14 protein-coding genes are annotated in these 20,417 nt (G+C 70.3%); 8 read left to right on the top strand and 6 right to left on the bottom strand.

Features of this window, described 5'->3' with window-relative positions:
* Positions 1 to 87: 87 nt before the first annotated feature.
* Positions 88 to 699, bottom strand: coding sequence for an HD domain-containing protein (locus tag Q2100_RS02520; RefSeq protein WP_302912744.1), 612 nt, complete (start codon positions 697 to 699; stop codon positions 88 to 90).
* Between the two features lie 96 nt (positions 700 to 795).
* Here Q2100_RS02520 and recC point away from each other — a divergent pair, with 96 nt between their 5' ends.
* From recC to Q2100_RS02485, 7 genes are all read left to right on the top strand, one after another.
* Positions 796 to 4,083: an exodeoxyribonuclease V subunit gamma gene (gene recC, locus Q2100_RS02515; protein WP_302912743.1), complete on the top strand. Its 3,288-nt coding sequence runs from the start codon at positions 796 to 798 to the stop codon at positions 4,081 to 4,083.
* Positions 4,080 to 7,379 (top strand): exodeoxyribonuclease V subunit beta, encoded by a 3,300-nt coding sequence (recB, locus tag Q2100_RS02510; protein WP_302912742.1) that lies wholly within the window; start codon positions 4,080 to 4,082, stop codon positions 7,377 to 7,379. Before recC ends, recB begins: the two co-directional genes overlap by 4 nt.
* A 344-nt stretch (positions 7,380 to 7,723) precedes the next feature.
* Entirely contained in the window at positions 7,724 to 8,023 is a 300-nt protein-coding gene (locus tag Q2100_RS02505; protein WP_302912741.1) for an STAS domain-containing protein, read from the top strand.
* 61 nt (positions 8,024 to 8,084) lie between these two features.
* Positions 8,085 to 8,981: an NYN domain-containing protein gene (locus Q2100_RS02500; RefSeq protein WP_264011714.1), complete on the top strand. Its 897-nt coding sequence runs from the start codon at positions 8,085 to 8,087 to the stop codon at positions 8,979 to 8,981.
* Positions 8,978 to 10,672 (top strand): exodeoxyribonuclease V subunit alpha, encoded by a 1,695-nt coding sequence (gene recD / locus Q2100_RS02495; RefSeq protein ID WP_302912740.1) that lies wholly within the window; start codon positions 8,978 to 8,980, stop codon positions 10,670 to 10,672. Before Q2100_RS02500 ends, recD begins: the two co-directional genes overlap by 4 nt.
* Before the next feature lie 476 nt (positions 10,673 to 11,148).
* The gene (locus tag Q2100_RS02490; RefSeq protein ID WP_302912739.1) at positions 11,149 to 12,783 is read left to right on the top strand and encodes a fatty acyl-AMP ligase; all 1,635 of its coding nucleotides are present in this window, start codon (positions 11,149 to 11,151) and stop codon (positions 12,781 to 12,783) included.
* A gap of 46 nt (positions 12,784 to 12,829) precedes the next feature.
* Positions 12,830 to 13,636 (top strand): GAF and ANTAR domain-containing protein, encoded by an 807-nt coding sequence (locus tag Q2100_RS02485; RefSeq protein ID WP_302912738.1) that lies wholly within the window; start codon positions 12,830 to 12,832, stop codon positions 13,634 to 13,636.
* Here Q2100_RS02485 and Q2100_RS02480 read toward each other — a convergent pair whose 3' ends face one another.
* Together Q2100_RS02480 and Q2100_RS02475 are read right to left on the bottom strand one after the other, a co-directional pair.
* Positions 13,637 to 14,395 carry a GAF and ANTAR domain-containing protein gene (locus tag Q2100_RS02480; protein WP_302912737.1) on the bottom strand — a complete coding sequence of 253 codons (759 nt, stop codon included), beginning with the start codon at positions 14,393 to 14,395 and terminating at the stop codon, positions 13,637 to 13,639.
* Between the two features lie 36 nt (positions 14,396 to 14,431).
* Positions 14,432 to 15,139 (bottom strand): GAF and ANTAR domain-containing protein, encoded by a 708-nt coding sequence (locus tag Q2100_RS02475; protein ID WP_302912736.1) that lies wholly within the window; start codon positions 15,137 to 15,139, stop codon positions 14,432 to 14,434.
* A gap of 151 nt (positions 15,140 to 15,290) precedes the next feature.
* Between Q2100_RS02475 and Q2100_RS02470 the strand changes: the two genes are divergently transcribed.
* Positions 15,291 to 17,654, top strand: coding sequence for a lysylphosphatidylglycerol synthase transmembrane domain-containing protein (locus tag Q2100_RS02470; protein WP_302912735.1), 2,364 nt, complete (start codon positions 15,291 to 15,293; stop codon positions 17,652 to 17,654).
* Here Q2100_RS02470 and Q2100_RS02465 read toward each other — a convergent pair.
* The 3 genes from Q2100_RS02465 to Q2100_RS02455 all read right to left on the bottom strand — a co-directional run.
* On the bottom strand, positions 17,651 to 18,079 hold the full coding sequence (locus tag Q2100_RS02465; protein WP_302912734.1) for a cupin domain-containing protein: 429 nt from the start codon (positions 18,077 to 18,079) through the stop codon (positions 17,651 to 17,653). The two genes, Q2100_RS02470 and Q2100_RS02465, sit on opposite strands and share 4 nt — an antisense overlap.
* 16 nt (positions 18,080 to 18,095) lie before the next feature.
* On the bottom strand, positions 18,096 to 18,710 hold the full coding sequence (locus Q2100_RS02460) for a sigma-70 family RNA polymerase sigma factor (protein ID WP_302912733.1): 615 nt from the start codon (positions 18,708 to 18,710) through the stop codon (positions 18,096 to 18,098).
* Positions 18,711 to 18,836: 126 nt separating this feature from the next.
* Positions 18,837 to 20,417 (bottom strand): helix-turn-helix transcriptional regulator (locus Q2100_RS02455; protein WP_302912732.1); only part of this gene is annotated, 1,581 nt, incomplete at its 5' end.

The raw sequence follows: 20,417 nt of genomic DNA, 5'->3' as shown, positions 1-20,417 counted from the left end.
CGGACCGACGGAACATTGACGCTGGCTGACACTGCCACCGCTCGCCGCCGCCGCCTGAGGTAGTCGACTACCCCAATCGGGCTCTGATCAGACCGTCGCCGCGACGGGCGGGCCGATCTCCTCGCCGAGGTCGTGCACCACTCGCGCGAGTTCGTCGACCAGCCAGCTGTCGCTGCGCTTGCGGTACACCTCGAGGAGCGAGCGGTAGTACCAGAGGTGGTCCTGCGGGTCGGCGGTGCTGAACCGGTTCCACAGCGCCGGGCCGTGCCTGCGCAGGTCGCGCAGGATGGCCCGGGCGTTCTCCAGCTTGTCGGCGACGGACACCAGGACGGTGGCGTCCTTCGCCGCGCCGAGGTGGGCGATGTAGTCCTCTTTGCGCTGGCGCCACGGCGGTTTCGGCTCGACCATGGTGTCGCTGCACTCCTCGACGATGTCGGCCACCTCGTCGCCGAACCGGTCGCGGATCTCGGCAAGGGTCGCCTCGCCGCCCTGATCCTCGGCGGCGTCGTGCAGCAGCGCGGCGATGGCCTCGGTCTCGCTGCCACCGGCCTCGATCACCAGCCCCGCGGCCGACAGCAGATGGCCGACGTACGGCACGTCACCGCCCTTGCGGACCTGTCTGCGGTGCAGGTTGCTCGCGTAGCCGAGCGCTTCGTCGAACTTCGTCGTCAGCTTCGGTCTCGTCGTCTCTTCCGGCATCACGTCCTCTTTTCGGTCAGCCACAGGTATGACACCGATACCGGGCAGGCAAACGTCTGCCTGCCTGTCACACCGACCGCCTAGGGTGGGCAGGCGATGGCCCTCCATCTCCACCGCGCTGAGCGCACCGACCTGCTCGCCGACGGTCTCGGCACACTGCTGGCCACCCCGCAGTCCGACCCGTTCGCCGAGGAACTGGTCATCGTCCCTGCCAAGGGCGTCGAACGGTGGCTGAGCCAGCGGCTGTCCCACGTCCTCGGCCGAGGCGCCGGCCAGGACGGCATCTGCGCAGGCGTCACCTTCCGCAACCCGGGCTCGCTGATCGCCGAGCTCACCGGCACCCGCCACACCGACCCCTGGGCGCCCGACGCGATGGTCTGGCCCCTGCTCGATGCCATCGACAGCTCACTCGACCAGCCGTGGTGCCGAACGCTGGCGACGCACCTCGGCCACTTCGAGGACGGCGACGAGAAGGAACTGCGGCAGGGCCGCAGATATGCGGTGGCCCGCCGCCTGGCCGGGCTGTTCGCCTCCTACGCCCGGCAACGCCCGCAGCTGCTCGTCGACTGGCTCGATGGCGACACCGACAACGTCGAGGACGATCTGCGGTGGCAACCCGCACTGTGGCGGGCACTGTTCGACCGGGTCGACGCCGATCCGCCGCACGTCCGGCACGCGAAAACAGTTGCCCGGCTGCAGGAATCGACAACCGATCTGCCGCCGAGGCTGTCGTTGTTCGGCCACACCCGGCTGCCCGGCACCGAGATCGAACTGCTCAGCGCGCTGTCCACCCATCACGATCTGCACCTGTGGTTGCCGCACCCCAGCGACGAACTGTGGACCGCACTGGCCGGGCGGCACGGTGCCATCCCCCGCCGTGAGGACACCAGCCACCGGGTCGTCGACCACCCGCTGCTGTCCACGCTGGGGCGCGACCTCCGCGAACTCCAGCGCAGCCTGCCCGTTGACCCGCGGACCGACGAGCATCTCGGCGAGGCGGACCACCCCGACACGCTGCTCGGCTGGCTGCAGTCCGACATCACCGCGAACGCGGTCCGCCCGGGCGGGCGGCGCCTGCGCCCCGACGATCGCTCCGTCCAAGTGCACAGCAGCCACGGCCCGGCGCGGCAGATCGACGTGCTGCGCGAGGTGCTGTTGGGTTTGCTCGCGGACGACCCGACGCTGGAACCGCGCGACATCCTCGTGATGTGCCCCGACATCGAGGCCTACGCCCCCCTGATCGTCGCGGGCTTCGGCCTCGGCGACGTCGTCCACGGTGCCCATCCCGCCCACCGGCTGCGGGTCCGGCTCGCCGACCGCGCCCTGGTCCAGACGAACGCGCTGCTCGGCGTGGCGGCTCAGGTGCTGGCGTTGGCCGGCAATCGGGCCACCGCCAGCGAGGTGCTCAACCTGGCCGAGGCCGCCCCGGTGCGGCAGCGGTTCGGGTTCAGCGACGACGACATCGACGCCATCGGGAACTGGGTGCGCGAAGCCAACATCCGCTGGGGCTTCGACTCGGCGCACCGCAGGCCCTACGGCGTCGACTTCGTGCAGAACACGTGGCGATTCGGCATCGACCGGGTGCTGGCCGGGGTCGCGATGTCGGACGATTCGCACGCGTGGCTGGAGAACACGCTGCCGCTCGACGACGTCGGCAGCAATCGCGTCGAGTTGGCGGGCCGGCTCGCCGACTTCGTCGACCGGCTCAGCGCCACCGTCGAATCCCTCAGCGGCGTCCGACCACTCGACCAATGGCTGCAGGCACTCGCCGACGGCATCGGTGGACTCACCGCGGTGCCCGATGACGACGCCTGGCAGACCAGCCAGGTGGAGCGCGAATTCGCCGACGTCCTCGCCGCCGCGGGTGAGCACAGCGGCACCGTGCTGCGCCTGCCCGACGTCCGGGCACTGCTGGACCGGCACCTCGCGGGCCGGCCGACGCGGGCGAACTTCCGCACCGGCACCCTGACGGTCTGCACGATGGTGCCGATGCGTTCGGTGCCACACCGGGTGGTGTGCCTGATCGGACTGGACGACGGGGTGTTCCCGCGCCTCGGCGTGGTCGACGGGGACGACGCGCTGGCCCGCGATCCGATGACCGGTGAACGCGACATTCGTTCCGAGGACCGGCAATTGCTGCTCGACGCCATCGGTGCGGCGACCGAGAAGCTCGTGATCACCTACACCGGCTCCAACGAGTTCTCCGGCCAGCGCCGGCCGCCCGCGGTGCCGTTGATGGAGTTGCTCGACACCCTGGACATCACCACCGAGGACGCCACCCGCCGTCAAGTGCTGACCGAACACCCGTTGCAGCCGTTCGACATTCGCAACGTCATACCGGGCATGCTCAACATGCCCGCGGCTGAACCCTTCACCTTCGATTCGACGGCTCTGACCGCCGCACGGGTCGCCGCGGGCGAACGCGCGGAACGGCCCTCGCTGCTCGGGACGCCGCTGCCTGCGCCGCCGCCCGACGACGTCGCACTCGACGATCTGATCGGCTTCTTCCGGGACCCGGTGAAGGGCTTCTTCAGGGCCCTGGACTTCACGCTGCCGTGGGACGTCGACGCCATCGACGATGCGATGCCCGTCGAGATCGATGCACTGCAGGAGTGGAAGATCGGCGCGCGGATGCTCGACGACATGGCGCGGGGGATGCGACCGGAACTCGCCCAGCAGGCTGAGTGGCGGCGCGGTTCGCTGCCGCCGGGCCGACTCGGCTGGCGCAAGGCCCAGGAGATCCGCGATCAGGCTGCCGCACTGGCCATCGCGGCTCATCAGCACCGCCGACAGACTCCGCAGGCGCACGACGTCGACATCGACGTGGGCGGCGGCCGTAGGGTCACCGGCACGGTGCCGCACGTCTACGGTGACCGGCTGGTCTCGGTGACCTACTCGAAGCTCGACGGCCGCCATCTACTGACGTCGTGGATCCAGTTGCTGGCGTTGAGTGCCCGCCACCCCGGGCGGGAGTGGTCGGCGGTGTGCATCGGCCGACCGAAGCGCAGCGGCCCACCGCGTGAGCGGATCCTCGGGGCGCCGCACGTGCCTGCGGTCGACGTGGTCAAAGACCTGGTGGCGATCTACGACGCGGGCCGACGCGAGCCGATCCCGCTACCCCTGAAGACGTCCTACGCGTGGGCAGAAGCCCGACATACCCGTGGCCAACCCGAACGCCAGGCGGGCTTCAAATGGAACAGCGGCAGGTTCCCCGGTGAGAACGAGGAACCCGCACATCTGCGCGTGTGGGGGTACTCGAAACTCGGCGTCCTGCTCGACCCGGTACGTCCCGGCGAGGAACACGGCGGCGAGACCACCCGACTGGGCGCCTACGCCACCCGGCTGTGGGCGCCGATGCTGCAGGCGGAGTCGTACGACTCATGAAGACATTCGACCTCCTGGGGCCGCTGCCCGTGCCGAACACCACCACGGTGCTGGAAGCCAGTGCGGGAACGGGCAAGACGTTCGCGCTCGCCGGTCTGGTGACGCGCTACCTCGCCGACGGCGTGGCGACACTCGATCAGATGCTGCTCATCACGTTCAGCAAGGCGGCCAGCCAGGAACTGCGGGAGCGCGTCCGCGGGCAGATCCTCGCCGCCGTCGTCGCGTTCGGCGACCCGTCGACCGTCGGCGACAACCAGTTGGTGGCCCGCCTGCTCGAGGGCACCGAAGAAGAACTCCGCGACCGCCGGCAACGCCTGCGGGACGCGCTGGCCGGATTCGACGCCGCGACCATCGCCACCACGCACCAGTTCTGCCACCTGGTCCTCAAATCGCTCGGGGTGGCCGGTGACACCGATGCCGGTGTGACACTGGCCGAAAGCCTCGATGACCTGGTGACCGAGATCGTCGACGACCTCTACCTCGCCCACTTCGGGAAGGATCGCAACGACCCGCCGATGTCCCGCGGCGACGCACTCGAACTCGCGCGCGCCGTGGTGGCGAATCCGAGCGCCGAACTCCGTCCGATCGATCCGCCGCCGGCCACTGAAGCCGCGATCCGCGTCGAGTTCGCGAAAGCGGTGTGCGCGGCGCTCGAACAGCGCAAGCGCAGGCGCGGCATCCTCGGCTACGACGACCTGCTGAGCCGCCTCGCCACCGCGCTCGAATCCGCCGACTCCCCCGCCCGCCTCCGGATGCACCGACGCTGGTCGATCGTGATGGTCGACGAATTCCAGGACACCGACCCGGTGCAGTGGCAGGTGATCGACCGCGCGTTCGGGGGACGCTCGACGCTGATCCTCATCGGGGACCCGAAGCAGGCCATCTACGCGTTCCGCGGCGGCGACATCGACACCTACCTGCACGCGGCCTCCACCGCCGGGGAACGTCAGACGCTGGGCACCAACTGGCGCAGCGACGCGGTCCTTGTCGACGCCCTGCAGGCCGTCCTGCGCGACGCCGAACTCGGCAACAGCGAGATCGTGGTGCGCCCGGTCACGGCCTCCCATCAGGGACACCGGCTCACGGGCGCCCCGCACAACGACCCGTTCCGGCTGCGGGTGGTGTCCCGCGACACCATCAGGACGCGCCAGGACAAGACCATCTCGATCGATCAACTGCGCAACCACATCCCGGCCGATCTGGCCGCCGACATCAGCGCCCTGCTCAACAGCGGCGCCACCTACGACGGCCGGCCGATCCAGGCCGGCGACATCGCGGTCATCGTCGAGGTGCACAAGGACGGGCGGCGCTGCTTCGACGCGCTCACCACGGCGGGCATCCCCGCGGTGTACACCGGCGACTCCGACGTCTTCCGGTCGGACGCCGCCGACGACTGGCTGTGTCTGCTGGAGGCGTTCGACCAGCCGCATCGCAGCGGGCTGGTCCGGGCCGCGGCCACCACGATGTTCTTCGGCTACACCGCCGAAGACCTGGCGACCCAGGGCGACGCCCTCACCGACCGCGTCGCCGACAAGGTCCGCGAATGGGCCGACCACGTCCGGGAGCGGGGTATCGCGGCGGTGTTCGAGGCCGCCCAACTCGCCGGGATGGGCCGTCGGGTGCTGGCCTGGACCGACGGCGAACGACGCATGACAGACCTGGCCCACATCACCCAGCTGCTGCACGAGACCTCCCACCGCGAGCATTTCGGCCTGCCCGCCCTGCGTGACTGGCTTCGCACGCAACGCGAAGAGCGAAGCGGCGCAAGCGAACGCGGCCGGCGGCTCGACAGCGATGCCGCAGCGGTGCAGATCATGACCGTGTTCGCCAGTAAGGGCCTGCAGTATCCGGTGGTGTATCTGCCGTTCGCGTTCACCCGCAACATCCGGACCGACGAGGCGGTGCTGTTCCATGACGGCCCGCAGCGCTGCCTGCACATCGGCGGTGAGACGAGCCCGGACTGCGCCGAGGTGACCAAGCTGGGGCGGGCGGAGGCGGCCTCCGATGACGTCCGGCGCACCTACGTCGCACTCACCCGGGCGCAGTCGCAGGTGGTGGCGTGGTGGGCGCCGTCTTGGGACGAGCCCAACGGCGGACTGTCCCGGCTGCTGCGCGGCCGCCGGCCCGGCGAGAACACCGTGCCCGGTCGCTGCGACCCGGCGATCGTCGACGACGCCGAAGCGATGGCGGCACTGCGGGCGTGGTCGGACATCGGCGGCCCGGTGCTCGAGGAGTCGGCCATCGCCCCGGCTGCGGAAGTCGAACGACCAGATGCGCCAACGAATCTCAGTGTCCGCCACTTCCACCGCCACATCGACACCCTGTGGCGGCGCACGTCGTACTCGGGTCTGCTGCGGTCCGCCGAGAACACCACCGGGGTGTCCAGCGAACCGGAGGTCGTCGAACTCGACGACGAGGTCGCCGACGTCCCGGTGCACGATCCCGGCCCGGCAGGCCCACCGGTGCCCGCGGTCGCCTCGCCGATGGCCGATCTGCCGATGGGCGCGAAGTTCGGCACGCTGGTGCATGCGGTGCTGGAGACCGCCGATCCCTTCGCAGCCGACCTGGCCACCGAACTGGAGCAGCAGGTCCGCGAGCACTCCGTGTGGTGGCCGGTCGACGTGGCGCCCGGCGAGCTCGCGGCCGCGCTGCTGCCGCTGCACGACACGCCGCTGGGCCCGCTGGCCACCGGGGTCACACTGCGTCAGATCGGTCTGCGGGACCGGTTGCGGGAATTGGACTTCGAGTTCCCGCTCGCCGGCGGCGACATCCGCGGCGACCCCGCTGCGATCACGCTGGCCGACGTCGGTGCGCTGTTCGCCGCACACGTCCCGGCCGACGACGTGCTCGCCTCCTACGCCGACCGGCTGTCCACCGGCGCGCTGGCCGTGCAGCCGCTCAAGGGCTATCTGACCGGATCGGTGGACGCGGTGCTGCGCATCCCCGACGGCGGGGAGCACCGCTACCTGGTGGTCGACTACAAGACGAACTGGCTCGGCGAACCCGACCGGCCGCTCACCTCCGCCGACTACACGAGGGCCAGGATGGCCGAGGCGATGCTGCACTCGGACTATCCGCTGCAGGCGCTGCTGTACTGCGTTGTCTTGCATCGCCTCCTGCGCTGGCGACAGCCCGGGTACGACCCACAGCGTCACCTCGGCGGCGTGCTGTACCTGTTCCTGCGGGGCATGTGCGGCGCCGGCACCCCGACCGAGGACGGGCATCCGGCGGGCGTGTTCAGCTGGCAGCCGCCCACGGCGCTGATCCTCGCGGTGTCCGATCTGCTGGGCTCATGACACGACACTCGTTTCGTATTGACGAAACCGACGAATTGAGCGGGAAAACACACTGACCGCCGAATCGGACGCATGTTCGAGGTAAGCTCAACACAGGTTGAAATCCCAGCCGCAATCCGTCGCAGAATCCGGAGCCTGAAAGTTCCGTGTGCGATGTGCGTCCGACGCCAAGCCGTTACACACCATACGCAGAACTGCGCAGCGACTTTCGGAGTTGATTTCCCATCACCGCTTCCACCGCACCCATCCGGCACCGATCATTCTCGGCGACCGTCATCACCTCGTCGATCGCCGAGCCCATCGCCCGGTTCTCCGCTGTCGAACCAGCGGTCGGACGCCTGTCGATGACCACCGAGGAGCTCAACCCCGAGGCGGTCCGGATCGCCGTCGCCGGTGACCTGGACGCCTCGAACCACGACCAGTTCGCCGATTACGTGTGGCGGCGCACCGCCGACTGTCGCCGCCTGGTCCTCGATCTGCGCGGCCTCGAGTTCTTCAGCACCGCCGGCATCAACGCGATCGCCGCGATCGACGGTTGGTGCGCCGAAGCGGGCATCGAGTGGACGGTGCTGGCCAACCCGATGGTGACGAGGGTGCTCCAGATCTGCGACGAGCACCCCGGGACGGCCGCCGCCTCGGTGTGACGCGCCGCCACAGTTGCGGGGATCGCGGCTGGACGTGCCGTCGATGGCCCACACTGATCGGATGACGGAACCGGCCAACCCGCGCGTCGCGGTCTACCTCGACTTCGACAACATCGTCATCTCGCGCTACGACCAGGTCAACGGCCGCAACTCCTATCAGCGCGACAAGACCAAGGACGCCGGCGAGTTCGCGGACAAGCTGCAGCGGGCCAAGGTGGACGTCGGCGCGGTCATCGACTTCGCGTCGTCCTTCGGCACGCTGGTGCTCACCCGCGCCTACGCGGACTGGTCGTCGGACGTCAACGCCAACTACCGCGATCAACTGGTGGGCCGCGCCGTCGACCTGGTGCAGCTGTTCCCCGCCGCGGCCTACGGCAAGAACGGCGCCGACATCCGCCTCGCCGTCGACGCGGTCGAGGACATGTTCCGGCTGCCGGACCTCACCCACGTGGTCATCGTCGGCGGCGACTCGGACTACATCGCGCTCGCGCAACGCTGCAAGCGCCTCGGCCGCTACGTCGTCGGCATCGGCGTGGCCGGCTCGTCGGCCCGCTCCCTGGCCGCGGCGTGCGACGAGTTCGTCACCTACGACGCGCTGCCCGGCGTACCGGTGTTCGAGCCCGACCCCGAACCCGCAGAGGCCGCCGCGCCGAAGCGCCGCAGGAGCACCCGCAAGGCCGACAATTCCGGTGACGGCGACGAGCCCGATCCCCAGACACGCTCCACCGCACTGCTCACCAGGGCGCTGCAGATCGGCCTGGAGAAGGACGACGTCGACTGGCTGCACAACTCGGCGGTCAAGGCGCAGATGAAGCGGATGGACCCGTCGTTCAGCGAGAAGTCGCTCGGCTTCAAGTCGTTCAGTGACTTCCTGCGGTCGCGTTCGGATCTCGTGGAGCTCGACGAGAGCTCGACCGCGCGCATGGTCCGGTTGAAGAACGGTGGCGCTCCGGTATGACGGTCGCCGCCGCGGGCACGCTCGGCGAGTTCACCGATGCGGGGGTGTTCGAGGCCGCCGACGTCCATGTGGCGCGGCGCCTCACCGTGCTCGGCAAGGAGCCCGACGAGTCGGTGGCGCTGGCCGTGGCGTTCGCGGTGCGGGCACTGCGCGGCGGGTCGGTGTGCGTGGACCTGCGGTCGGTGCCCGACCAGGTCGGCGTGCCCGACCTGCCGTGGCCGGCGCCCGGCGCCTGGCTGGCCGCGGTGCGCGCGAGCCCGTTGGTCGCCGACCCGCCGGTGCTGCGCCTGAACTCCGACGCCGCGGCCGACCTCCTGTACCTGGACCGGTACTGGCGCGAGGAGCAGCAGGTCCGTGACGACGTGCTGGCACTGCTGGCGCCGTCGGACACCGCGCCGCTGCCCGACCTGACGCGGCTGTTCCCCGATTCCGAGGAGCAGCGCCGCGCCGCGCACGTCGCGCTGACGCAGCCGTTGACCGTCCTCACCGGCGGGCCGGGCACCGGCAAGACGACGACGGTCGCGCGCCTGCTGGCGCTGCTGGCCGAGCAGGCGGCCCTGGCGGGCAGGCCCCCGCTGCGGATCGCGCTGGCCGCGCCGACCGGCAAGGCCGCCGCGCGGCTGCTGGAGGCGGTGCTCCTCGAGGTCGGCAGGCTCGACCAGGCCGACCGCGACCGGCTGCCGAAACTCTCGGCGTCCACGCTGCACCGGCTGCTGCGGTCGCGGCCGGACAACTCGTCGCGGTTCCGTCACCACCGGGAGAACCGGCTGCCGCACGACGTCATCGTCGTCGACGAGACGTCGATGGTGTCGCTGACGCTGATGGCCCGGCTGCTGGAGGCGGTGCGGCCGGACAGCCGCCTGCTTCTGGTCGGCGACCCCGACCAACTGGCGTCAGTGGAGGCGGGCGCCGTGCTCGCCGACCTGGTCGACGGACTGGGCGGTCGCGGAGACGCGCGCATCGCGACGCTGGTCACGTCGTGGCGGTTCGGCGAGACGATCGGCGGGCTGGCCACCGCGATCCGCGACGGCGACGCCGACCGGGTGGTCGAGGTGTTGCGCGCCGGCGGTGAGCACATCGCCTGGCTCGACACCGACGATCCGGGCGAGCGCCTTCGCACCGTGCTCCTGCCGCAGGCACTTCGACTGCGCGAGGCGGCGATCCTCGGCAACGCGCCGGTCGCACTGCAGACGCTCGACGAGCACCGGCTGCTGTGCGCGCACCGACGCGGCCCGTACGGCGTGCAGCACTGGAACCGCCAGGTGCAGCGGTGGCTGACCGACGCGACGGGTGAAGCCATCTGGACGGACTGGTACGCCGGGCGGCCCGTGCTGGTGACGGCCAACGACTACGGCCTCGGCCTGTACAACGGCGACACCGGCGTGGCCATCGCCGACGGCGACGGGCTCAGCGTGGCTGTCGGATCGCAGACGTTCGCGGCGAGCCGGCTGTCCGAGGTCGACACGATGCACGCGATGACCATCCACAAGAGCCAGGGCAGCCAGGCCGAGGAGATCACCGTGCTGCTGCCGCCGGAAGAGTCGAGGCTGCTGACGCGGGAGCTGTTCTACACGGCGGTGACACGGGCCAGGCAGCGCGTCCGGGTGGTGGGATCGGAGCGGGCGGTGCGCGCGGCGATCGGCAGGCGGGTGGTGCGGGCGTCGGGCCTGCGACAGCGACTGCACGGCTGAGCCGGCCTTCGGAGCGAGCCGGGCAAACACTTCATCCGCGGTTCGAATTCCATTCCGGGGGGTCGCGCTGTACCGTCGGACGCGGTTGACAACCCAGCCAAGCGGAACGTCACGGTGGCGAGTGCGGAAAACGCTCCCCGCCGCGAGGGTCCTCACGACGTGACCGCGGCCGTCTTACGGTGCCCGAGAGGCTGGGGAGTCTCTTGCCAGGGGGGTTCAATCGTTATCACGACGACACGCGAGGGTGCTCGTTCGATGGCGCATGACTCCGTACAGTCAGACCGTCTGACACGCATAGCACCGTGCCTCTACCGGGGCGACGGACCATCCGAAGTGAACGCGAAGGGTTCACCCACCGACGAGTTTCCGTCACCACCCACAACTCACCTACCTGAGCCGAACGGGCGCCTTTGCCCTGCTCATGGCGGGATGTCACCGATGCCGCCTCCTACGGCGCAACAACCGGAGGGACTGTCGTGAGCAGATTCACCGAGACCATGTACCGCAACGCCCAGTGGAGCCTGAAGGGCCTCAACACCGGCGAGCCGCACGCACCCATCCGGCAGACCTGGGCGGAGGTGCACCAGCGCGCCCGTCAGGTGGCCGGTGGCCTGGCCGCGGCCGGTATCGGTCACGGCGACGCCGTCGCGGTGCTGGCAGGCGCCCCGGTGGAGATCGCGCCGACCGCGCAGGGCGCCTGGATGCGCGGCGCCAGCGTGACCATGCTGCACCAGCCCACACCGCGGACCGACCTGGTGCGCTGGGCCGAGGAGACCACCGCGGTCATCGACATGATCGCGGCCAAGGCCGTGGTGGTGTCCGACCCGTTCATGGCCGCCGCGCCGGTCCTGGAGAGCATCGGGATCACGGTGCTGACCATCGAGAACCTGCTGCAGAGCGCACCGATCGACCCGATCGACACCGACGACGACGATGTCGCGCTCATGCAGCTGACGTCAGGCTCGACGGGATCGCCCAAGGCGGTGCTGATCACCCACGCCAACATCGTGGCCAACGCCGAGGCGATGATCGTCGGCTGCGACTTCGACATCGACACCGACGTGATCGTGAGCTGGCTGCCGTGCTTCCACGACATGGGCATGACCGGCTACCTGACCGTTCCGATGTACTTCGGCGCGGAGCTGGTGAAGGTCACGCCGATCGACTTCCTGCGCGACACGCTGCTGTGGGCCAAGCTCATCGACAAGTACAAGGGCACCATGACGGCCGCCCCGAACTTCGCCTACAACTTGTTTGCCAAGCGGTTGCGGAGCCAGGCCAAGCCGGGTGACTTCGATCTGTCATCGCTGCGCTGGGCACTGTCCGGGGCCGAGCAGGTCGATCCGGCCGACGTTGAGGACCTCTGCGATGCCGGCGCGCCCTTCGGGCTGCGCCGCGAAGCGATCATCCCGGCCTACGGCATGGCCGAGACCACGGTGGCGGTGTCGTTCTCCGAGTGCGGCGGCGGCATGGTGGTCGACGAGGTCGACGCCGATCTGCTGTCCGTCCTGCACCGCGCGGTGCCGTCGAACAAGGGCCACACCCGCCGGCTGGTGTCCCTCGGTAAGCCGCTGAAGGGCCTCGAGGTGCGCGTCGTCGACGAGGACGGGGCGGAGATGCGGCCCAGGGCCGTCGGCGTCATCGAGACCCGCGGCACGCCGGTGACCAGGGGCTACATGACGGTGGGTGGCTTCATCGCCGCGCAGGACGAGCGGGGCTGGTACGACACCGGTGACCTCGGCTACCTGACCGAGACCGGCGAGGTCGTGGTCTGCGGGCGGATCAAGGACGTCATCATCATGGCCGGCCGCAACATCTACCCCACCGACATCGAGCGCGCCGCGGCGCGGGTCGACGGAGTGCGGCCCGGTTGCGCGGTGGCGGTGCGGCTCGACGCCGGACGGTCCAGGGAGACGTTCGCCGTCGCCGTGGAGTCCAAGAGCTACCAGGACCCCGACGAGGTGCGCCGCATCGAACGCCAGGTGGCGCACGAGGTCGTCGCCGAGGTGAACGCGCGGCCCCGCAACGTCGTGGTCCTCGAACCGGGCACGATCCCGAAGACGCCTTCGGGCAAGCTGCGGCGCGCACACGCGCTGACCCTCGTCACCTGAGCGAGGTTCCCGCCCCAGTGGCCGGCGTTGGGTAGATTCACCCCAAATGCACGACTACGAATGCCAGCCAGGCCGGGCGGTCCCACCCGAGCCCGAGTTGTCGCGCGCCGAACTGGACGAGCACGAGGCCGATCTGTACGCCGGGCTCAGTGGCGTGGCGGGCATCGTGGCCGGTGCGAAGCCGGTGAACGAGCTGATGCAGGAGGTCGCCGAGTTCGCCGTGCAGGCGATTCCCGGCATGCAGGGCGCAGGCCTGACCGTGGTCGACAACGTCGGCGACACCCCGCGCATCGAGAGCTGGGCCGTCACCGCGGACTTCGTCCGTGAGATCGACAGCGTGCAGTACGAGACCACCGGCGAGGGGCCGTGCATCACCAGCATGCGGTCGCGTTGCCCGGTGGTCAGCGGGTCGCTGGGCTGCGACCCGCGCTGGCCGCACTTCGGCGGGCGCGTCGCCCGAATGGGCGTGCATTCGGCGCTGTCGCTGCCGCTGATCGTCGGTGACGAGGTGATCGGCGCCATCAACGGTTATGCGTTCGAGCGCGACGCGTTCGCCGAGCATGCCGTGACGCTGGGTGCGCAGTTCGCCGGGCCCGCGGCGGTGTCGGTGTACAACGCGAGGCTGCTGGCCAGGGCGCAGAAGCGCACCGATCAACTGCGCCGGGCGCTGGAGAGCCGTGCCGTCATCGATCAGGCGATCGGGATCCTGCGCAGCCGCACCGGCGGCACGGCGGAGGAGGCCTTCGACCGGTTGATCAGGATCAGCCAGACCGAGAACGCCAAACTCCGCGACGTCGCCGACAGGATGGTCGAGGAGGCTGTCCGACGGGCCCGCGCCCGGATCCGGGGCTGATCAGCCCGGCGGGTGCACGCGCAGGGCAGCGATGCCCGACAGCAGCGCCTGGCGCTCGGCGCGCTGGGTCACCAGTCGTCGCGCGATGTCGGTGAGGTGCTCGTTGTGGGCCCGCGCGTAGGACCGCAGCAGGGTGAACGCCTCGTCCATGGACACGTCGAGGGTCTCACGCAGGAACCCCTTGGCCTGCTCGACGACGACCCGGCTGCTCAGCGCGGCCCGTAGCCTGCCGAACACCGTCGACGGGTTGGCCGGATGTTCCTGCAGGAGCGCCACGCAGGCGACGTGCGCGAGGGTCTGTCCGACCAGCCGGTCGGCCTCGTTCAGTTCGCCGCGGTGGGTGCCGAACAGTCCGAGCGCCCCGAGCACGATGCCGGCGGCCCGCATCGGGACCGCGTGCACCGCGACGAAGCCCGCGTCCACCGCCGCGGGCACGAAGTGCGGCCAGCGGGGGCTCTCAGTCTGGAGATCGGCAATCGAGACGGGCTGACCCGATGCGTAGCAGTCGACGCACGGTCCTTCGTCGGCCTGAAGCTGGAACAGCTCGAGCTCGCGGGCCTGCTCGGACGTCGCGGCCACCAATCGCAGTTGGTCCAGGGGGTCGGCGAGCAAGATTCCGGCGGCGGTCACATCGAGGAGCTGGGCGCATTGCTTGGTGAGCTCGGTGAGCAGGTCGACGACGTCGAAGTCGTCGAGCAGGCTGTCCACGAGTTTGACCACCGCCTCCAGGACGCGGGTCTCGCGAGGCGTGTCGGTCATGTGGCCTCCTTTGTCGCGATCGTGGTCGCAGGCATGTCAGTCGGCGTCCAGCCGTAGGCGGCGGTCGAGGATGTCGCGCGCCACGTCGGTGGCGCTACGGCCGGTGGCGAACGCATGCGCTCTCAGCCGCACCAGCGCCTCGGTGGGGTCCACGTCGAGCTGCGCCACGAGCATGCCGGTGGCCTGGCTGACTTCGGCCCGAGACAGCGCGTTGAGCTCGGCCCAGGCGTCGCTACCGGGGTCGTTGGCAGCGGCTTGCAGGTCCCCGTCCAGCAGGTCGAGCAGCGGGATGCCGGCCACCTCGGCGGCGACGAAGGCGCCGGAGAGTTCCTCCGCCTGCAGCGGGCCTGGTCGTTGACGAAACAGGTCGAGTGCCCCGACGTATTCACCGGCGATGACGACGGGCATCGCGAACACGCCCCGGATGCTTTGGGACAGCAGCGCCGGTGCGTAGGCGGGCCACCGCACCTCCTCGGGGTGCGCCAGGTCGGACGCCAAGACCGGGGCCCGGCGGGCGATCGAGTCGAGACAGGGCCCCTCGCCGAAGGTGAACTGCAGGTCGTCGTACTGCCGGGCCAGGTCACTGCTGCTGCCCAAGGTCGCGCTGTTGGCACCGCTGAAGATCAGCGAGATGGCCGCGGCGTCGATGTCGAGCAGCGCCACGCACGCTTCGCAGAGGTTGTTCGCCGCCGCCGTGCCGCGCCTGCCGTCGACCGCGGCGCGCAGCTGCCCATGTCCGGCCACGTCAGGCCGACGATTGCCGGGCGCCGGACGCTCCCGGGTGTCGTGGTGCGGAGGTCATCAGTCCAGCCTCCTCTACGTCGGAGTATTTGACGAGCACATCGGGGCCGTGCGTCACGATCGCCGCCGGCCGATCTGAGAAGATCGGTGCATCATGCGGGTCGACGGGCGGGAAATCACCGTATCGGGCAGCCTTCTCCAGCCGCTGACCCGACGGACGAACGACATCCTGCGCCTGGCCGTCGCGACCGTGGTGCTGGCCGTGGTGGTGACCAGTTCGCTGATCACCCGCTACGAGTGGGACGCACTCGAACGGTCGATCTCGGAGATCGTCAGCTTCCTGACGCCCACCCAGTCGAATCTGGTCTATCTGGTCTACGGCCTGGCGATCCTGGCCCTGCCGTTCATGATCCTGTTCGGGCTGTTGGTCGGCAGGCAGTGGCGGCTGCTCGGCGCCTACGCCGCCGCGGCGTTCATCGCGGGCCTGGCGCTGTCCATCACCGGAAACGGGATCGCCGCTCCGCAATGGCATTTCGATCTGAACGACCGGCTCGACACCCAGCTCTCGCAGTTCCTCGACGATCCGCGCTGGATCGCGATGCTGGCGGCGGTGCTCACGGTGTCGGGGCCGTGGCTGCCTGCGAAATGGCGGCGATGGTGGTGGACGCTGCTGCTGGCGTTCGTGCCGATCCACCTGGTGGTCTCGGCCGTCGTGCCTGCCCGGTCGGTGCTGGGGCTGGCGGCGGGCTGGTTCGTCGGCGCGCTGGTGGTGCTCGTGGTCGGCACACCGGCGCTGGAGGTGCCACTGGACAGTGCGCTGCGCAGGATGGCGCGGCGCGGGTTCGTGGTGACCGCGCTGACGGTGACCCGCCCGGCGGGCCGGGGGCCGCTGCTGCTGACGGCGACCGCCGAGTCCGGCGCCCGGCTGACCGTCGAGATGTACGGGCCCAATCAGCGCAGCGGCGGCGCGTTGCGCCAGATCTGGCGCAAGCTGCGGCTGCGGTCGAGCGAGCCCGCTCCCCTGCACGCGTCGATGCACCGCACGGTCGAACACCGAGCGCTGATGGCGATCGCGATCGGCGATCTCGGCGTCGCCAACACCGCCACGGTGGCGATCGCCACGCTCGAACGCGGCTGGACGCTGTACACGCATTCGCCGGTGCGCGGCCACCCACTCGACGCCGACACCCCGCTGTCGAAGGTGTGGGGAGCGCTGCGGGTGCTGCACGAGCACCAGATCGCGCACGGCGACCTGCGGGCGAGCGAGATCACCGTCGACGAGGGCACAGTGCTGTTCGGCGGGTTCGGTTACGCGGAGTACGGCGCCACCGACGCCCAGCTCCAGTCCGACATCGCCCAGCTGCTGACAACGACGGCCGGCGTCTACGACCCGAAATCCGCAGTCGAGGCGGCGATCGAGGCCTTCGGCAGGGACGAGGTGCTGGCCGCATCCGGCCGGTTGACCAAATCCGCTGTCCCGCAGCGTATCCGAACCGCAGTGGCCGACGGCAAGGCGGTCATCGAGTCCGCGCGCGAGGAGGTGATGCGCCAGACCGGGGCCGACAAGATCCAGGCGGAGAACATCACCCGGTTCACCCGCAGGCAAATCATCCAACTGGTGCTGCTCGGCGCTCTGGTCTACGTCGCGTATCCGTTCCTCGCGACGGTGCCGACCTTCGCCGCCGAGCTGCGCACAGCGAACTGGTGGTGGGCGCTGCTCGGGCTGGCGGTGTCGGCGCTCAAGTACCTCGGGGCGGCGGCGGCCCTGTGGGCGTGTTCGGACGGGTTGATCAGGTTCCGGTACCTGACTGTCATGCAGGTGGCCAACACCTTCGCCGCGACGACGACGCCTGCGGGAGTCGGCGGGCTTGCGCTGTCGACGCGGTTCCTGCAGAAGGGCGGGCTGGGGGCGTTGCGCGCGACCACCGCGGTGGCGCTGCAGCAGTCGGTACAGGTGATCACGCACGTCTCGCTGCTCATCCTGTTCAGCGCCGTGGCGGGCGCGTCTGCCGACCTGTCGAAGTTCGTGCCGTCGGCGACGCTGCTGTATCTCGTCGGCGGGGTGGCACTCGGCCTGCTCGGGACGTTCCTGTTCGTGCCGAAGTTGCGGCGCTGGCTGGCGACGGCGGTGCGGCCACGGCTGCAGGAACTGCTCGGTGACCTGGCAGCGCTGGCGCGGGAGCCGTGGCGGTTGGCGCTGATCGTCCTCGGTTGTGCGGCAACGACACTCGGTGCGGCGTTCGCGTTGTGGGCCAGCATCTCGGCGTTCGGCGGCGACGTGTCGTTGGTCACGGTCACGGTGGTGACGATGGTGGGCGGCACGCTCGCGTCGGCGGCGCCGACCCCCGGCGGTGTCGGCGCCGTGGAGGCAGCCTTGATCGGCGGCCTGGCCGCCTTCGGCGTGCCCGCCGCGGTGGCGGTGCCGTCGGTGCTGCTCTACCGGGTGCTGACGTGCTGGCTGCCGGTGTTCCTTGGCTGGCCGATCCTGCGATGGCTGACGCGCAGGGAGATGATCTAGCGCTCCCCCGGCGCGGCCGCCACGCGCAGGTGCCGGCGCTGCGCCAGCTCCTCCTCGCCGACCAGCTCGAGCATCGGCTGCCCCGGCACGCACAGCATGGTGACCGTGAAGCGGACCTTCACGTCGTCGCGGTTGTTGCCGTCCTGGTAGTGGATGACGTCACCGCCGGGCTCCCAGAACGCCTCGCCCGCCCGCACGACCCGGGGCGCCGCGCCCTCCAACTCGAACAGCATCTCGCCTTCGAGCACGTAGCCGAACGCGGGGCCGCCGGGGTGCCGGTGCGGCGGGGTGCCGCGGTTGGCCGGCGGGTACTCGATGTGCACCGTCATCGCATGCGCGCCGGCCGGGATGAATGGCGGCTGTACTTCCTGCAGCACCGTCAGGGCGGTGTGCCAGGCGTCGTCGTATTCCTTGTTCTGCGGCATCGGTCTTCTCGCTTCCTCAGGCGGCTTGGTGGTCGGCGGCGGCGTCGACGCGCTTGGCGCGGTGGGCCAGCGCGACACGCAACCGCTCGCGGCCCCGGTAGATCCGCGACATGACGGTCCCGATCGGGACGCCCATCAGCGCGGCGGTCTCGGCGTAGGTGTAACCCTCGATGTCGGCGTAGTACACCGCGGCACGGAAGCCCTCGGGCAGGCTCTGCACAGCCGCCCTGATGTCGTTGTCCGGCAGTCGATTCAACACCTCGTCCTCGGCCGACCACAGGCCGGCCGATTCGTGCGACGCGCTGGCGGCCAGGTCCCAGTCGTGGATCTCGTCGAACGCGGTCTCGGTGACCCGCGACTGCTTGCTGCGGTACGTGCTGACCCAGCGGTTGTACTGGATCCGGAACAGCCACGCCCGCAGGTTGGTGCCGGGCCGGAAGTTGTGGAATCCCGCGAAGCCGTGCAGCAGGGTGTCCTGCAGCAGGTCCTCGGCGTCGGCGTCATTGCGCGTCAACCTCCGTGCGCCGCGCAGCAGGACGTCGAGAAGCGGCTCGACGCCGCGGGCGAAGTGGGCGGCGAGCTCGGCGTCGGGCCGGGCCGTCGCGGTGGTGCCGGTTGCTACGACCTTCACGGTGAACCTCCGAGTGAGTGGGCTGTCGATGTCCTACTCAGACTCGCGGCTGCGGGGCCCGGGGGGACCCTTGGAAACCCGTGGTCCGTGGTCAGTGGTCCGTGGTGGACACCCCGGGGTCAGGGGTCAGACGGCCCACGAGACCGTGCGCAGCTGCCGGCGCGAGGTGACGCCGAGCTTGACGAACACCTTGCGCAGGTGCCACTCGACGGTGTGGGTGCTGATGAACAGCTGCGCGCCGATCTCCTGGTTGGTCAGGCCCTCACCGGCCAGCTTGGCGATCTGCGCCTCCTGGGCGGTCAGCCGGTCACCGGAGGCCATCGGCTGTTTGCGCACCTTCTCACCGGTGGCCAGGAGTTCGCGGCGCGACCGCTCGGCGAACGCCTGGGCGCCCATCCGGCTGAACAGGTCGTGCGCGGCGTTGAGCTGCCTGCGCGCGTCGATGCGACGGTTGATGCGGCGCAACCATTCCCCGTAGCGCAGCTGGGCCCGCGCCACGTGCACGACGACCTTCGTGCGTGTGAGCCGTTCGACGGCTTCGGTGTGCAGGGCGTCGACAGTGTGCTCGTCCGCGGAGTCGGTCAACAGGGCCCGCGTGCTGGCCAGCACCCCGAGTCCCCAGTCGGTCCCCGCGGCGAGGGTGCGCTCCTCCAGTGCGGCCAGCGCCCTGACCGCGGCCGCCCGCTCACCGGTGTGCACGGCCGCCTCGACCAGTTCGAACAGTGCCCAGCCGTGGATTCCGAGGTCCTCGTGCGCGGCCGCGTCGCTGACCGCGGCGTACGCCTCCTCGTAGCGGCCCAGCCCGTTGTAGAGCACGGCGGCGGCGTGGCCGACGACGCCGAGCAGCCGGCCTTCGCCGCGGGCACCGGCTTCGGCGGTGGTGGCGTCGAACATGTCGACGGCATCGGCCGGCACTCCCCGCGACGCGGCGAGCAGCATGGACTGATGGGTGATCGGCGAGTAGTAGCCGGTCGACCCGATGATCGACTGCGCCTCCTCGATGAGCGTTGCGGCCGTGTTGAATTCGCCGGTCAGCAGGTGGAAGCCGGCCCGGTATCCGAGCGTCTGCGGCAGCCCGGCCAGCGCACCGGCCTCGCGCGCGCGGCGCACCGCGGCGGCGGACAGTTCGTCGAGCAGCCCCTCGTCCCACAGTTCGAGTGCCGCGGACTCCTGCAGCACCGGAAACGCGGGCACCAGCCAGCGCAGCACGTGTACGTCGTCGGACCGGGCCTGGACGCGCATGTGGTCCAGCCCCGCCCGCAGCGCCGGGCTGCCCGCCCGCACGCCGTCGGTGATGCGGATCGCCCACCCCCGCAGGAGATAGTCGACTGCCCGCGCGAAGTCCTCGGCGTCACCGATCGCGGTGCGGGCGGCCGCGGCGGCATCGGTGAGCGCACCGGGATCACCGAGCCGCCCGGCGAAGATGATCGCGGCGATGGCCTCGAGATAGCTTTCGCGCGAGGAGAAGTCGTCGACACCCGTCAGCTGCTTCGCGGCGTCGAGCAGCGCGGGTGCGGTGTCGGCGAGCCGCTTGGCGCGGGTATCGCCGCCGCGGGCGCGGACGAACTCCATCTGCGCGCGCAGCCGGGCGACCTGCGCGTGCTGCAGATCGGTCAGTGGTCCGACTTCGGCGATGGACAGCAGTTCGTGTGCGGCGGCGGGTGCTGCGGCGTCGCGTTTGGCGCGGGCGGCGGCCAGCGCTCTGGC

The organism is Mycolicibacterium arseniciresistens, assembly GCF_030519285.1.
GTDB classification, from domain to species: Bacteria; Actinomycetota; Actinomycetes; order Mycobacteriales; family Mycobacteriaceae; genus Mycobacterium; species Mycobacterium arseniciresistens.
This window is presented reverse-complemented; position numbering and strand designations above follow the sequence as displayed.